Origin of the sequence: Pseudoalteromonas tunicata, assembly GCF_002310815.1 — a bacterium.
Lineage (GTDB): Bacteria > Pseudomonadota > Gammaproteobacteria > Enterobacterales > Alteromonadaceae > Pseudoalteromonas > Pseudoalteromonas tunicata.
This window is the reverse complement of the sequence record NZ_CP011032.1, coordinates 1799671-1815952: the sequence shown is the minus strand read 5'-3', so window position 1 is coordinate 1815952 and position 16282 is coordinate 1799671. Positions and strand designations below refer to the sequence as shown.

Here is a 16282-nt window from a genome sequence, read left to right as displayed (position 1 = left end):
ACCTTATCAGGAAATGGCTTACCTTGCACCGGCTTTTAACGGTGACATATCCTCGTTTTTGACTTCTTCCATCACAACATAGGTACGGCTTTCACTCACTGCAGGCAATGTTAGCAAGGTATCGCCTAACAATTGTCGATAAGCAGCCATATCTGCAACACGTGTTTTTAACAAAAAGTCGAAATTACCTGAAACTAAGTGACATTCTAGTATTTCATCGTGCAACTTTACCGCTTCACTAAAATCTTTAAACACATCCGGTGACGTTTTTGTTAGTGTTATCTCAACATAAACTAATAATGACGCACCTATTTTTACAGGGTCTATAATCGCTTTATAACCTCGGATAAATTTTTCACGTTCAAGCTTTTTTACACGCTCTAAACACGGTGTTGCACTGAGCCCAATTCGGCGTGCAAGTTCAACGTTCGAAATTCGAGCGTCTTTTTGTAATTCCGATAAAATTTTTTTATCGATACGGTCTAATAGATGAACGCTTGACTCTTTAACCATACAAAACACTACCAATTAACATTTAACAGGATTAATCACTAGATTTTAACTCAAAATCAGTGAACAAATAAAGCATTTAACTAATATACTAGTCGAATACAAAACCATGTTCAAAGAGGCATTTTTATTATGATTATCGGTGTACCTAAAGAAATTAAAAACCATGAATACCGTGTAGGTATGGTACCTGGCAGCGTGCGTGAGCTAATTAACCACGGTCACAAAGTATTTGTTGAGCACAACGCAGGTATTGGCATTGGTTTTACCGATGATGATTATCAAGCAGTTGGTGCAGAAATTTTAGCTACTGCTGCTGAAGTATTTGCTAGCGCTGAAATGATCGTTAAAGTGAAAGAGCCTCAAGCTGTTGAGCGTGCAATGCTTCGTGAAGATCAAATTCTTTTCACTTATTTACACCTTGCTCCAGATTTACCACAAACTGAAGACTTAGTGAAAAGCAAAGCAATTTGTATCGCTTACGAAACAGTGACTGATGCACGTGGTGGTTTACCATTATTAGCTCCTATGTCTGAAGTTGCTGGCCGTATGGCGATTCAAGCTGGCGCTCAAGCACTTGAGAAATCAAATAACGGTCGTGGCATGTTATTAGGTGGTGTTCCAGGTGTTGAGCCAGCTAAAGTTGTCGTTATCGGTGGCGGTATGGTGGGTGCAAATGCAGCACAAATAGCTGTAGGTATGGGTGCAGATGTTGTTATTTTAGACCGTAACGTTGATGTACTGCGTCGTTTAGATGCACAATTTGGTAACAAGATTAAAGCGGTTTATTCTACTGCCGATGCGTTAGAAAAACACGTTCTTGAAGCTGACCTAGTGATTGGTGGCGTATTAATTCCAGGTGCTGCCGCACCAAAATTAGTTACCGCTGATCATATCAAACGTATGAAGCCAGGCTCAGCAATCGTTGATGTTGCAATTGACCAAGGTGGTTGTATTGCAACGTCAAAAGCCACCACACATGCTGAACCAACATTTATCGTTGATGACGTTGTTCATTACTGTGTTGCGAACATGCCAGGTGCTGTACCGTTAACATCTACCTTTGCTTTAAACAATGCTACATTACCTTTTATCATCAACTTAGCGAACAAAGGCTATAAAAAAGCCTTACTTGATGATGTACATTTCCGTAACGGATTAAACGTTTATAAAGGTCATGTAACATTCAAAGAAGTAGCTGAAGGTTTCAACATGCCTTATGTTACTGCGTTAGACGCACTAAACGCATAATTTAAAGCTCCCATAAAAAAGCAGCCTAGGCTGCTTTTTTTGTTTTAACGTTTTATTTGAATTAAATAAAACGTTTGATAATAAAATCAACTTTGACGCGTTTAGCTTGTCCTAAAATCTTTTTAACCGGATCTGGATAGTTATCAATTGTTTCAACATCAGCATAACTGGTCAACTGAGTGCAATGCGCTAAAATTTGCTGCTTTTCTTTTTCTAAATCAGGCTGTAACAGACCTTCTTTATCAGCTAATAAAATACCATTTTCTAAATCTAAGCCCCACGCTCGTGGATTCAAATTATGGCCTGTTAGCAAATGCAGTTGTTTATCGACACTTACGCCTTTTAAATGAAATGAATTATTATCATCTTTCCAAAGATAAACATTAAGTTGTTTAGATTCTATATACTGATGTTTACGCTCTAAAAAACGATGCAAAATGGTTTCATATAAATAAGGTAAGGCGCCAATTTTACTAAAGGGTTCTTCTGGCGGAAGATAAAAATCGTTGGCGGTTTTATCACCGACCACGATCGTCACTTTAACGCCCTGCTTTAATTTTTTTGCTAAGGTGCGAAGTAAAGGCGCAGGAAAATTAAAGTACGGTGTATATAAAATCAGTTCTGATTGAGCTGATTCAAACAACTGCTTAATAGTTCGGTTAAGTTGATTACCACGGCGAGCTAGTCCACAAAATAATCGCGCTTTAATTTTGCCATCAACTGCTGAATTAACATTCTCATACTGAAATGTTTTTAAATGCTTCACTAACTGCTTATGTGCTGCTTTCATTTCAACTAAACGCGGAATAGGACGAAGATCGAGCCGCGGCACAGCATCACTTTGCACAAAATTTTGCTCTAAAAATCCAACCATCGCATCAGCAAGCTTTTGTTGCTTTAATATAAAATAGCGATCAAGGCGATAACGTTGTTCTTGCTGTAAATACACGTTATTTAAACTAGCACCGCTGTATAACACGGTATCGTCAAATACAAATCCTTTAGCATGCAGCACCCCAAAAAGCTCTTTTGCTTTAACAGGCACCCCAAATATTTGCACATTCGAATCAAACTCTTTGGCAAAGTCGAAATAAAATTTAGCATTGCCCTCTTGTGAAGAGGCACCTATTAATCCTCGTTGCGCACGGTGATAATCGACAAAAACTTTGACTTCCATTTTCGGATTAGCTAATGAAGCTTCATGTAATGCAGTTAAAATTTCGCGGCCTGCTTCATCATCTTGCAAGTACAGTGCCGTTAAATAAATGCGGGTAGTTGCTTGCGCAATTAAAGAGAGCAAGCGCTGCTTATACTGCTTCGCACTAAAAAGCACTTCAATATCTGTTGAATTTAAACCAAATGCGGGCATTTGCTGCCATAAAACGTTTTGCACTGAATAATACCTTTGCTTACATAACTGTTTGTATTCAAACTATGATCAACAACATATCAAAAAAAATGCAGCGGGTCATGAAATAAAGTGAAAACCCTGTACAGCCGTTCAAATATAATACAATTATCAAGGGTCAGTTCAGTATTTAAGTACACTAATTTGCACACCCTGCTAATTTTACAAAAAAAGAATTTCGTAAAAAATTTTACATCCGCCTTGTTTTTCATAAAATCGGGCGCATTAAATCAGCCATAGGCAATTAGGAAACATTTCAATGAGCACTGCAAAACACTGTAAATTACTTATTTTAGGTTCAGGTCCTGCTGGATACACGGCTGCAGTTTATGCAGCACGCGCAAATTTAAATCCAGTTTTAATTACGGGCATGCAACAAGGTGGTCAATTGACCACAACAACTGAAGTTGAAAACTGGCCTGGTGATGCGCATGGCTTAACAGGTCCTGCATTGATGGATCGCATGAAAGAACATGCTGAGCGTTTTGAAACTGAAATTTTATTTGACCATATCCACACTGTTGATGTTAAAAACCGTCCATTTACTTTAACCGGTGACAACGGCGTTTATACCTGTGATGCGCTTATCATCGCCACAGGCGCTTCGGCAACGTATTTAGGCCTAGAGTCGGAAGAGAACTTTAAGGGCCGTGGTGTGTCTGCTTGCGCAACCTGTGATGGCTTTTTCTATCGCAATCAAAAAGTAGCTGTTGTCGGTGGCGGTAATACCGCGGTTGAAGAAGCGCTTTATCTATCTAATATCGCATCAGAAGTACATGTTATTCACCGTCGAGATTCATTCCGCAGTGAAAAGATTTTAGCTGAGCGCTTAAAAGACAAAGCGGCTAATGGCAATGTTGTACTACACCTAAATCGTACATTGGACGAAGTATTAGGCGACCAGATGGGTGTTACCGGGATCCGCATCAAAGCAACAGATTCTGATGCCACTGAAGAACTTGATTTAGCAGGTGTATTCATTGCTATCGGTCACAAACCAAATACTGATATGTTTGTTGATCAACTGGAAATGAAAGATGGCTACTTAGTTGTGCAATCGGGTTTACATGGCAATGCAACTCAAACCAGTGTTGAAGGTGTTTTTGCTGCAGGTGATGTTTGCGATCATATTTATCGTCAAGCTATCACATCTGCGGGTACGGGTTGTATGGCTGCGTTAGATGCTGAACGTTACTTAGATAACCTCAAAGCCTAACATGAAATTCAAGCACTTATTTTTACTTAAAATAAGTGCTTTTCCTCCATTACAAAAATCTGTCCAAGCTTTAGGGTTTTGTTATCATTAACATTACAATACCCAACAAAAGCAACTATGAATCGCATTTTATATCAGCTGTCAAACCATACTGTTGAATTTCCAGATCCTACTCTTGCATTGGAAGATCCTGATGGCTTACTTGCTATTGGAGGAGATTTATCAGCCACTAGACTCATTAACGCATATCAACATGGGGTCTTCCCTTGGTTCAATGATGACGATCCCATTATGTGGTGGAGCCCATCTCAGCGAGCCATTATCGAGCTTGAAGAGTTTCATGTTAGCCGCAGCCTAAAAAAAAGCTTAAACAAGCACCCTTTTAAAGTATTCATCAACCGAGATTTTGCAGAGGTGATGTATCAATGCCAGCGCCAACGCATTCACCATGAGGGTACATGGATAAGTGATGAGATGTTAGACGCTTATACAACGCTTCATAAAATGGGTCATGCCCACAGCATTGAAATATGGTTAAATGATCAGCTAGTTGGTGGATTATATGGCATTATGTTAGGCGCTGTTTTTTGTGGTGAATCAATGTTTCATACCATGCCAAATACTTCTAAGCTTGCAAGTTGGGCCTTAGTTAATTGGCTTAAAAGAAACCAAGGCGCGTTTATTGATTGCCAAGTACTTAATCCACATACTGCATCGTTAGGAGCTAAGGCCATCTCAAGAGACGAATATTTATCGCGATTATCAACCCAAATGACTCATATCGACCTTAAACGTATGTGGCAAAGCCAAGAGCTAATAAATATATATGAATACTAAAATACCTATTCGACTCGGTTTAAGCCAACCACTCCCTTGTAGTTATTTACCAGAGCAAAATGAGCAATTACTCGTTGCAATGGACGAAATTTGCTTTAACCCAATTTATTTTGAGCAATTGCTTGCAATGGGATTTCGCAGAAGTGGCGATCAGGTTTATCGCCCACACTGCCCCAGTTGCCAAAAATGTAAACCTCTTCGCGTTTTATGCTCCCTATTCTCGCCTTCAAAGTCGCAAAAAAGAAAGATTAATTACGCAAAAAATCATTATCAAGTCAAATATAGTCATATCGTCAAAGATGAATATTTTACGCTTTACGATCGTTATATCAGAGTTCGACATAACGATGGCTCGATGTACCCGCCAGATAAAAAACAATATGAGAGCTTTTTGCTTTGTAGCTGGTTACCCATTACCTATATTGAGTTGTGGTGTGAGGATAAACTAATTGCAGTTGCAGTGACTGATCAGCTACCTAATGCAATGTCTGCCATTTACACCTTCTTTGATCCCGAACACCAGCAAGCTGGACTTGGCGCTATCATGATCATGGAACAGATAAAACTTTGCCAACAAATGTCCAAAGCGTACTTGTATTTAGGCTTTCAAATTGATGAATGTGCAAAAATGAATTACAAAAATCAGTATAAGCCGCATCAAATATTCACTTTTGACCACTGGCAAGACAATTAATTTACAAATATCCACTCTGTCACTTTACTTATGGCATGGTTTTGGGCAAAATCTGCACCTTCAAACAGACTAAGAGGTGTTACGCTAAACATGGCGAAAGAAGACGTAATTGAAATGCAAGGTACTATCCTTGACACTTTACCAAATACTATGTTCCGAGTTGAGCTTGAAAACGGTCACGTGGTTACTGCTCATATTTCTGGAAAGATGCGTAAAAACTACATCCGCATCCTAACAGGTGATAAAGTGACTGTTGAAATGACACCTTATGACCTTAGTAAAGGTCGCATCGTTTTCCGCGCTCGTTAAGCACCTAAGAATTGATCCTTCTTAGCTTCGGCTAAATGATTAATAAAGGTTCAAATTAGACTGACGGTTTATAGTGAGCCAGCTGCCTTGCAACTGGCTTTTTTATTTACTCTCTTTTATTGAGTCTTTTTTATAGATTCACTCTGCACTATCAATTTTTACATCAGTGGCTAAAAAAGAATGACATACTTGATTACGTCCGGCTTTTTTCGCTTTATAAAGTGCTTCATCTGCCTGTTTTAATAAATGCTTTTTACATTGCCCTGTTTTTTTATTATTAAAATTAAGCAAAGCTGTCCCCATACTTAAAGTGACATGATCCGCAACAGCAGATTTTTGATGTACTATCGCAAGCGTTTTTATTGCTATCTGTATTTTCTCTGCAATCAAAATTATTTCATCTTCAGAGCTATGACTGAGCAGGACTACAAATTCCTCACCTCCGTATCGGGCTGCTAAATCAGTACTGCGGGTTATAGTTACTGCTAGTCCTTGTGCAACAGCTGTTAAGGTCTCATCTCCTTTTTGATGCCCATAAAAATCATTGTAAGGTTTAAAATAATCAATATCACATAAAATAAGCCCAACTTTAGATTGACTACGCGCCGCATTTTGACATGCTAACTCAAAAGTAGTATCGAAGGCTCTGCGATTTGAAATACCTGTAAGTGCATCAACGAGTGAAAGTTTTTCTAGCATTCTTTTTTGTTGATTTATTTTATCAACCAACAAATTAAAATCATTTACCAGCTGTTTTATCTCCGTAAACTTTCTCTGTGCTGTTAGTTTTACCAACTTATTAGCTAACAGCATCTCATTAATAGCACGAACACCTCTGCTTGCTGGTTCAACTAAGTAATAACGAACAAATAATGAAATGCTAAAACAAACCAAGCCAAGTAATGCTAAGGTCAATAAAGCATCTCGATTGATTAACTTCGGAACCCCGCTAAAGTTATGCTCAATAGTCAATAAAACAATCGGTTTCCCCATATGGTCAAGCAAAATACGTTCTCGCTGCTTGGCAACTTTTTCACCTTGTAAGCTACCTTTTAACGCTAAATAATGCTTATTTCTATTAGCATTTGATATAAAAGATGCAGTTAATTTAAGTTGTGAGAGTTCAGCTAACGTAACAAATAAGTTGGGGCGTAATTTACGGATAAATAATAATGCACCTACATCTTTGTCAGATTGATTTGAATAGCGCACCATTGACGACGAAAACATCATGGGGCCTTCAGAGGTGGTAATAAAGCCTGATACATGTCCGCTATGATCTTTTTTTCTATAAGGTAGTATATTTTGATTGCTGGGATTAGAGATTAAATCGAGCTCAGGAATTTTAAAACTTGTTCGCGTTTTATAATCATAACCTTTAGCAAAATGAGACTGATAATTTAAATCATAAAAATAAATGCCATCTATTTTTAGAGAACGAAAAGTATCGTCCTGTAAATTATCGATAATAAAATCTTCATTACTATTTTGCATAAAGGTATAACTGTCATTCCAAACTGCATAATCATGATTAATGATGCTTAAGAAACTCATTTCTTTATCTAAAGCTAACTTTAATGTCGATAACTCACGGTTTTGATAGGCAGTAATAAACGTTTCAATTGCAGGAAGGCTAAAGAAGTAACGATAGCTGAGTAGCATCACACTTACTAAACAAAATAAAAATAGTGCAGCTAAATAAGAGAATCGCTGAAGTGACATGCACTCGCCTTAACATTGAATTCTTTTATAAAAATAGGATATTTCTGCAAAAATGTAAGTTTATATTTTGGTCTGCATATTGAACAGGTGCTTAAGTGTACGTCTGCTAGGTGTGCGCTAGGCTGATCGCCTGTTTATCAAGAGCGATATCATATTGATTGTTGATTAATTCAAGTACAAATTCACTGATCCCAGAGCTTGGTATAATTAAATACACATGTTTTTTGGCTCGAGTAAGCGCAACGTAAAATAAACGCCGTTCTTCGGCAAACAAATAATCATCTTGTGGTGGTAAAAAGGCATCAAAGATCAGGTTGTGATTTTGTTTAGCCGGAAAACCGTATTTCCCTTCACTCAGGCCTACCAGTATCACATAATCAGCTTCTTTTCCTTTACTACTGTGCACAGTATAACTTTCAATTATAAGGTGTTTAAAACGTTGTGTTAACAGACCCATTTGCGCTGCGTTTGGTAGCAAGAAACTAAAACGCGCTAATATATACACACTTGCTTTCTGTGTTTTATCAATAAAGCTCAGCGCATCAATAATGGCTTGTACGTTAGCATTTTGCTTTTCAGTATTAAAATCTGTGATGATGGTGACGGAACTATGCGATTGAATTACTTTAGAGTTAAGTTCTTTTTTCATCTGAGCAGGATTTTGCATAACAAATCGATTCGCTACTTCAGCTATTTTATTATTAAAGCGAAATGTTTGGTCTAGATTAACCGTACAACTTGCACCAAAATAACGCTGGAATTGTGTAATAAAATGATGATTTGAGCCGCTAAAACGATAAATTGATTGCCAATCATCTCCAACTGCAAACAAAACACTACCGTGAGTATTGTCTCTGAGCGCTTTTAGTAACTGTGCCCTAGGCTCTGAAATATCTTGAAATTCGTCAACTAGAATATGCAACCAAGGTGCTTTAAATTTACCTGTGTGTATCATGTTGTGCGCTTGAAAAATCATATCATCAAAATCAACTGCCTGTTGTTGATGCAGTTTGCTCTGATAAGCATCTATTAAAGGTTTTACCAGCATGAAATAATGCTCGAGGGTAGCTTGTGTGCATTTATCATCAAAATACTGAGGTACGCCAGAAAGCGCGCTCGCAGCTGAGCGGATCAGATCAAATAAGCCCAGTACATGGGTTTGTAAATTTACAAAATCGCTGTGACTCAGCAATTGGTCAATAGTGGTTTTGTGAGAAAAACTCTTTTTAGCCTCCATATTTACTTGGTTAAGTAAATCTATTACCTGTTTTTTATAACTTAATTGTCGATTAATTAAATAATGAAACTGTTCTGTTAACCATGATTTTCTTGTAGCTGCATCGGTTGCAAAAACACTAATGTTTGGCATAACCCCTTGCACTTGGTTGATGATACTAAGTGCTAAGCTATGAAATGTCGCGCATTTAATATCATGACGTTGCAAAGAATTTTTAAGTCGTAGATCCATTTCTTGTGCGGCATCTTTACCATAAGCGAGCATTAATATTTGGGAAGGTTTTGCAAGACCGCTTTGTAATAAATAACCAACCCGCCCAACCATCACACTTGTTTTACCACTGCCAGCACCCGCTAAAACCAGATTATTATCATCATTTATTACACATGCTTGGCGTTGTTTAGGTGTCATAGGATGGCTGTTTTGCTTGTCAAAAAACAATTTGTATCGAGTAAGCTCATTTTGGACAAAATAGGCTCGAAATTGACGAGTTTTCTGCTCATCCAGAGGGTAAAGCGTATCAAGCTGTTTAATGCTTGCAACAATGTCTTGCGACAGAGTCATCTTGTCAGCGAGCCCAAGCCAAGTACTCGCTAACTGGCTAATTTTATGTTCTAAAGATGGTTTTTCGCTGCTTTTAAAATACCGTTTTGTCAGTTGTTGCGTAATATCTCTAAGCGATGTGTTTAACTTTATCTGATGAATATTAATCCAACAGTCTAGCAAAGCTTGCTGATGTGTTTGCTCTGAGTCATATCGTAACCATTTAAAACTAAAGGTTTGTGCTGCTGTTACTAAAGTTAAACGCCCTCCAAACCAACTGGTTTTAAGAGTTATAGGCTTAATGATGTCACACCATGCAATCGTTTGCGATTGGTTGCCTTGTAAGATTGTCACTGTCATGCTGTTGTAAGTGATAACCCGATTATTTTTTTGCAACAAACTGACAAGCTGATGACTGGTTATTTTAGGCTCTGTACTGACTGCAAGCATAATTTTAATAAGGGATAAAACGCGAGATTATACGCAACTACATTGATTTGTCGCCTAACAAATACATCATTGATCCAAACACTTGTTGGTTCTAATAAATACAATTTAATTTTGCTACCAATTTCATCGCCCAATGCTAAAATCCTGTCGCGCTTATTATTGAGAAAATAAAGAAACTTACCATGGTATTCAAAAACACTATTGTGATTATTGCTTTTTTACTGCTTGCACTGCCAGGATTTAATTCTGAAGCAACATCCTACAATACCTTGGTCACGATGCAGGCACAAAATCAGACCGATGCACCAGCTTTACAGGCCGTAGCGCCTACACAATATGCCTACCAGGACCAACTTCATCGAGATACACCACGTGGAGCGTTAGCAGGATTCATTAATGCTGCAATCAAACGAGACTACCAGCTTGCTGCTTTGTACCTTGATTTACGTTATTTAGCCGAAAACAAGTTGAATCAATCAGACACTGAGTATGCCCAACAATTACACGCCATTTTAGAACGTAATATTTGGATAAATTTAGAAGATATCAGTGATTCTCCTAATGGCATGCTTAATGATCAACAGCCAGAATATCGTGACTTATTTGGCCAAATAGAAGTCAATGGCCACGCAGTGACACTATGGCTACAAAAAGTACCCGATCAACAACTTGGCACAATTTGGAAAATCTCTAATGCAACGTTATCAAAAGTACCCAAGCTATATCAAGAATTAGGCTATAGCCCTATTGTCGAGTGGTTTATTCGCTACGTGCCCGATGGCTATTTATTTAAAATAAATTTATGGGAATGGGCGCTGCTACTGAGTTACTTTGTCAGTGCATTTATTATCACTCTGCCGGTGACTTGGTTATTTAAGTGGTTGTTACTTCGTAGTCAATATCAATTCAAACAACACATCGCCGCTATTATTACGGGCCCGCTTCGCTTATTTTTAACCTTGTTAATTGATAGAGCATGGCTTGCCAATACTACCTTGTCGGCTCTTGCTACTGAATTGGTCAATACTGGCGTACTTTTTGTACTAACCATAATGTGGCTAGTCTGGTCTTTGATCAGTTTATTCCAACACATGTTACGAGAACATCTAATAAGTAAAGGAAATAAACAAGGGGCTTCTCTACTTCGGCCTCTAATCAATTTTGTCAAAGTCGTGCTATTAATTTTAGCCATTTTAATTTGGCTTGAGCATTTAGGGTTTAATGCCAGTGCGATTTTAGCGGGTATGGGCATTGGTGGCATTGCCATCGCATTAGCATCGAAGCAATCTATCGAAAACCTGATTGGTACCATGACACTTTATTCAGCTGCGCCAATAAAAGTAGGTAATTTATGTAATTTTGGAGGGATGCGAGGCACGGTTGAAGAAATTGGTTTACGCTGCACCCGAATAAGAACATTAGATCGCTCAGTGATCCATGTACCAAATGCGAAATTAGCCGAAATGGAGATTGAAAATATTTCTGAGCGTGAAAAAATTCGTTTTAAAAGTGATATTCGTCTTGATTACGCGACAACCTCGGCACAATTAAAAGCCATCACCGAAGACATTAAAACAGTGTTTGAAGCGCATGAGTTGGTCGACAAAAGCCCACTGCGAGTGACATTTAAGGGTTTTGGTTTACATGGCTTAGAGGTCAATATTTTTGCTTATTTGGCGACCACCAGCTTACCAAAATATCAATTAGCGGCTGAGCAATTACAATATGACATCATGGATATTGTGGCAAAACATGGCTCAAAAATAGTGCCTGTAGCGCCATACGCTCAAGCGTAGATGATGCTAAGGCCTGTTTTGCCAGGCCTTAGCATCTTGGTCTTTATATTAGAGGCTTACTTTTGGCAAAATGTGACCGTCAAGGCGCCTAATCCTTGATATGAAATAGATATTTTCTCACCAAGGGGAACATCAAGTACTCCAGCATAAGAGCCTGTAATAATGCTATCGCCCGATTGGATACTGATCCCTTTTTGATGTAAAAAATTAACCAGCCAGTAAAGCGGTGCTTTGGCGTTATTATTTTGATGTTGCCCGCTAATAATCTGTGGGGGTTGCTCACCACATTGTAATGCTATGGTCAATTCACTCACATGGCCTTGCTGACTAATGTCGATGGCAGGCCCTATCACTAAACCTTGATTAAATAAGCCATCTGCAAATAACTCATAAAAACTGCATTCTGCGGGCAGTTCAAAGCGGCCACCAATTAGCTCCAAACCTAAATGTACAGAGCCTATTGCGGCATCGATGTCATCATTACTGATATTTGACTGCGCTGCGAGCAAAGGCTTGTTAAAAACAAACACTAATTCCGGTTCTATCCGTGCAGTCCCCGTATTTGTCCAAACAGCAATTGGGGGCACATCTAGGTTTAAAGAAGATAAATCATAGACTTCGCTTGCAAAAATCGGTGCCACAACTTGTTTTTCTGCGCTCGGTAATAGGCATTTCCATCCAGCGACCGAATCCTGATGGGTTTGACACCAAGTTGCGCTCATCGCCGATTGCAACTCAAACGCACTCGTTAAATTACATAATAAGGATGGAAGTTTAAGTGATGGGCCCTTTAAGCCAAGGGTTCTTCGCTCAACAAGCGTATTTATCAATGCATCTGTGGTGCTTTTTATTACCGGCTCTAAATTTGCTGCCATAAACTATCAACGCCTTTCGTTATATCAATGGGTTATAAATACATACAACTAAAATAAAAAATCTACATTGAGCAAATTACTTCGTTTCCTCAGAGCTTTTTATCGGTGTGATCTGTAAATTAAAGTCACGCTGATAAATATTTAATGCTTCTTGCGCTTGTGCGTGGTCAAACGCTTCAAAGTGAAATTTTTTGATAAACAGTTTAAAAGGATCAGTTTTAAACAAGGCATTTATTTTCGAAATGACATACTGACCTAGTTCAGATCGGCTACAGACAAAAAATCCGGCCTGATAGGCCCCAACATCGCTGATATTTCGGCTATACAAGGTTGTTTTTTGTCCATTTAAAAAATCGAACGCCGTCGCTCGATAATCAAAAATAAAATCAAAACGCTTTTTTAATAGCATATGAACAAGCTGATTATGATTCTCAAGACCAGATATAAAGATTAAATTTGGGTTAAGTCGATCTTCAGCTGTTAAAGTCTCTCCATAATAAGAAGGAACAAGGCCAACACTGTGTTCCTTAATTAATTCGTCAATTGATACTGTCTGGGGCAAATAGTTAAATTTTGGATCAATAAACAGAATTTTGCGCTCTGGAAAAATACTCGATGGATAAGCTGAAAAAATCATTTTTTGTTCACGTTGGGCACTTTTTAATACGTTGTAAGTACAATGATCCGGTTCTGATTCAATAAGTTTTAAGGCTCGTTCAAGATTTGATTTGTAACTATCGAAATTGATTGACGAGGCCAACGTGGCGTTTAGCAACATAAAAAGCTGTTCTTCAATGGGCGAAACTTCATTGTCATCTTCATTATTAGAACGAGAGATGAAAAAAACACTTTTAAACTCAGTTAATCCAGTTTCTATTGTTGAAATTGCCATGACTTGAGTACTAATAAAATTGAGCCAAAACAAAAACAGAAATGCTTTATTCATTAAGATCCTTTTAAGTATCTTTTGATTGCCAAATAATTACTTTATTTTCTCTTGTAAGCTGTAAATACTCTTTAAGCGTTCAAACCAAAATGGGGCTCCTAAAGAGATAAAAATAATGCAAACAAACATCCCCACTAAGCGCGATAGCAGTATTTTCCAGTCTAAACTCCCGTCTTTTAGCGGGTAATAATAGTGCGCACCTTTAGCAAAAATTGTAAGTTCAATAACTTGAGCTTGTATCAGGTGGTTTGTTAGGCATGCAATTTCAACATCTTTAAAATCTTTTGAAAGTTTACATTCTGCAACTAAGGTTTGGAAATTAACCTCGGCGCTAGATTCAAGGCTTTGTTTATATCCCGTTTCTAATAGCGAAAATGCATTTAGCTGCATCACAAAAGATAGAATGAATGAAAAAAGTAATGCACTGGCATGAGTTTTACGCCGATAGCGCCCTTTCATTTCTAATTCTAAACGAGCAAAACTCAGACTAATCTCGTTTTTTAAATCGCGCTCGACATCATAACTTAATGCCACATTTTTCTTTACATAAATCAATGTAACTTGTTGTAATTCTTGCAAACTAATATCGCTTCTCGCGTATTCAAAACCTAATGATTGGAAAAACGAATGTCCATTATTTTGGATCATTGGGGTTAGAAGCTGATGGTAAACGTCAGCTAAGTTTCGCTGCCAACAAATATTTTCCTCTGCTTGATTAAGCGTTAAATGCTGCTCAGCATAAGAAGTAATTTTATAACTCAGTGCTGTAAGTCCTAACCTAAGATTTTTTTGTCGCCAATGGCGCATTTTTTGGAGCAGCTCAACCAGACTACTTACAATCAAACTAAATAATAACATGACGGCACAAAACAGTAGCAACATCCCTATTAAAGTTAAAATCATCTTTTAAATCATATCCCTAGAATTTAAATAAAGTTGAAAATACCAAGTGTCTAAACTCACCCCATAAATCAGACCTAAGCATTTTAAGTTAATATTACAAATGATTACAGTTAAGTTTAGATTCCACTGTTATTGACACACAATGTTTGGCAAAATTAACACAAAGCAGAGAGCTTGAGGTATTAAAGGACTAACAATAGCGACATCAGGTTAGCCCTTTACTACTTTTTAGGAACTCTCATGTCAAACAAACGCCCAACGATTGTAATTGTAGGTGGTGGCGCCGGTGGTCTTGCGCTTGCAACACAATTAGGTCATAAATTAGGAAAAAAACAGCTCGCCGATATTATACTGATAGATAAAAACCGCAGCCATATTTGGAAACCTCTTTTGCATGAAGTCGCAACAGGTTCTTTAGATGCCGATTTAGATGGCGTTGTTTATAGTGCTCATGCCGCAAAACATCATTATCGCTTTGTATTAGGCACTTTGTTTTCACTCAATAATACTGCTAAAACAGTCTCTTTGGCTGCCCTATATGATGATGACAACCATCTAATTTTACCCGAGCGTACGCTAAGTTATGACAAGTTAGTTTTAGCCGTTGGGAGTGTCAGTAATGACTTTAATACCCCAGGCGTAAAACAGCACTGTTATTTCCTCGATTCTAATCAGCAAGCTGAACGTTTTCAGCATGCCTTACTCGATAACTTTACTCGCATTCATCATACCGAAGAAGCCAACAAAGCATTAAAAATTGCCATTGTGGGGGCAGGTGCTACCGGCGTTGAACTCTCTGCTGAGCTTTATCATGTAACAGAATTACTAAAAGTCTATGGGTTAACCAATATGACAGCTAATAAATTACATATTAGTTTAATTGAAGCAGGGCCCAGAATACTCCCAGCACTTTCAGAGCGTATTGCAAATTCCGCGCGAAGGGAGCTAAATAAAATAGGGGTTCATGTACTTGAAAATACCCAAGTAAAAGCAGCCAGTGAAACCGGGTTTGTGACCCAACATCCAGAGCCAATAGAAGCTGACATTATGGTGTGGGCTGCAGGCGTAAAAGCCCCTGATTTTATTAAAGACCTAAACGTATTTGAACTTACACGTAATAACCAAATTAAAGTAAATCCTTTTTTACAATCAACAGTTGATCAAACCATTTATGTGATTGGTGATTGCTGTGCCTTTATCCAAGCAGATGGAAGCCAAGTACCGCCAAGAGCACAGTCTGCTCATCAGATGGCACAATGTGTTAAACTAAATTTAATTGCTGAATTTGAGCAATACCCTCTTACTGAATTTAATTATCAAGATCATGGCTCGTTGGTGAATTTGTCCCGTTTTAGTACTGTAGGCAGTTTAATGGGTAATCTGACAAAAAATAGCTTTTTTATCGAGGGAAAAATTGCACGAATGATGTACATTTCGCTCTATCGGATGCATCAACGTGCTATACATGGTGTGTGGCGAACAATGGCTTTGTGGCTCAGCGAAAAAATGCTGCGCATAGTGCGACCAAAAATGAAACTTCATTAATATTGAACTGATTAAAACAGAAAAATCCAGCTATTAAGCT

At 38.1% G+C, this 16282-nt stretch carries 14 protein-coding genes; 7 read left to right on the top strand and 7 right to left on the bottom strand.

The window, feature by feature from the left end; all coding sequences use genetic code 11:
• Window positions 1–18 precede the first annotated feature (18 nt).
• On the bottom strand, window positions 19–513 hold the full coding sequence (gene lrp, locus PTUN_RS08265) for a leucine-responsive transcriptional regulator Lrp (protein ID WP_009839786.1): 495 nt from the start codon (window positions 511–513) through the stop codon (window positions 19–21).
• A 129-nt stretch (window positions 514–642) separates the two neighbouring features.
• On the opposite strand from lrp, the gene ald reads away from it, so the two are divergent.
• Window positions 643–1761, top strand: a complete 1119-nt coding sequence (ald, locus tag PTUN_RS08260; protein WP_009839785.1) for an alanine dehydrogenase — start codon at window positions 643–645, stop codon at window positions 1759–1761.
• Window positions 1762–1822: 61 nt separating this feature from the next.
• On the opposite strand, the gene pssA is transcribed toward ald, so the two are convergent.
• Complete coding sequence (gene pssA, locus PTUN_RS08255) at window positions 1823–3154, bottom strand: CDP-diacylglycerol--serine O-phosphatidyltransferase (protein WP_009839784.1); 1332 nt, start codon at window positions 3152–3154, stop codon at window positions 1823–1825.
• Window positions 3155–3428: 274 nt separating this feature from the next.
• On the opposite strand from pssA, the gene trxB reads away from it, so the two are divergent.
• From trxB to infA, 4 genes are all read left to right on the top strand, one after another.
• Window positions 3429–4385 carry a thioredoxin-disulfide reductase gene (gene trxB, locus PTUN_RS08250; protein ID WP_009839783.1) on the top strand — a complete coding sequence of 319 codons (957 nt, stop codon included), beginning with the start codon at window positions 3429–3431 and terminating at the stop codon, window positions 4383–4385.
• Window positions 4386–4502: 117 nt separating this feature from the next.
• On the top strand, window positions 4503–5222 hold the full coding sequence (aat, locus tag PTUN_RS08245) for a leucyl/phenylalanyl-tRNA--protein transferase (RefSeq protein WP_040644127.1): 720 nt from the start codon (window positions 4503–4505) through the stop codon (window positions 5220–5222).
• The gene (locus PTUN_RS08240; RefSeq protein ID WP_009839781.1) at window positions 5212–5916 is read left to right on the top strand and encodes an arginyltransferase; all 705 of its coding nucleotides are present in this window, start codon (window positions 5212–5214) and stop codon (window positions 5914–5916) included. The genes aat and PTUN_RS08240 overlap by 11 nt, the downstream gene beginning before the upstream one ends.
• A gap of 90 nt (window positions 5917–6006) precedes the next feature.
• Window positions 6007–6225 (top strand): translation initiation factor IF-1, encoded by a 219-nt coding sequence (infA, locus tag PTUN_RS08235; protein WP_009839780.1) that lies wholly within the window; start codon window positions 6007–6009, stop codon window positions 6223–6225.
• A gap of 138 nt (window positions 6226–6363) precedes the next feature.
• Here infA and PTUN_RS08230 read toward each other — a convergent pair whose 3' ends face one another.
• Window positions 6364–7947: a diguanylate cyclase domain-containing protein gene (locus PTUN_RS08230; protein ID WP_009839779.1), complete on the bottom strand. Its 1584-nt coding sequence runs from the start codon at window positions 7945–7947 to the stop codon at window positions 6364–6366.
• Between the two features lie 106 nt (window positions 7948–8053).
• A complete protein-coding gene (locus PTUN_RS08225; RefSeq protein WP_009839778.1) occupies window positions 8054–10177 on the bottom strand; it encodes a UvrD-helicase domain-containing protein in 2124 nt (707 codons plus the stop codon).
• A 182-nt stretch (window positions 10178–10359) separates the two neighbouring features.
• Between PTUN_RS08225 and PTUN_RS08220 the strand changes: the two genes are divergently transcribed.
• Complete coding sequence (locus PTUN_RS08220; protein WP_009839777.1) at window positions 10360–11973, top strand: mechanosensitive ion channel family protein; 1614 nt, start codon at window positions 10360–10362, stop codon at window positions 11971–11973.
• Window positions 11974–12029: 56 nt separating this feature from the next.
• On the opposite strand, the gene PTUN_RS08215 is transcribed toward PTUN_RS08220, so the two are convergent.
• The 3 genes from PTUN_RS08215 to PTUN_RS08205 all read right to left on the bottom strand — a co-directional run bounded on the left by PTUN_RS08215 (window position 12030) and on the right by PTUN_RS08205 (window position 14697).
• Complete coding sequence (locus PTUN_RS08215; RefSeq protein WP_009839776.1) at window positions 12030–12848, bottom strand: fumarylacetoacetate hydrolase family protein; 819 nt, start codon at window positions 12846–12848, stop codon at window positions 12030–12032.
• A 76-nt stretch (window positions 12849–12924) separates the two neighbouring features.
• Complete coding sequence (locus PTUN_RS08210; protein ID WP_009839775.1) at window positions 12925–13794, bottom strand: hypothetical protein; 870 nt, start codon at window positions 13792–13794, stop codon at window positions 12925–12927.
• Between the two features lie 36 nt (window positions 13795–13830).
• Entirely contained in the window at window positions 13831–14697 is an 867-nt protein-coding gene (locus PTUN_RS08205) for a hypothetical protein (RefSeq protein ID WP_009839774.1), read from the bottom strand.
• A gap of 240 nt (window positions 14698–14937) precedes the next feature.
• Here PTUN_RS08205 and PTUN_RS08200 point away from each other — a divergent pair, with 240 nt between their 5' ends.
• Window positions 14938–16242 carry an NAD(P)/FAD-dependent oxidoreductase gene (locus PTUN_RS08200; protein WP_009839773.1) on the top strand — a complete coding sequence of 435 codons (1305 nt, stop codon included), beginning with the start codon at window positions 14938–14940 and terminating at the stop codon, window positions 16240–16242.
• The last annotated feature ends 40 nt before the right edge of the window (window positions 16243–16282 follow it).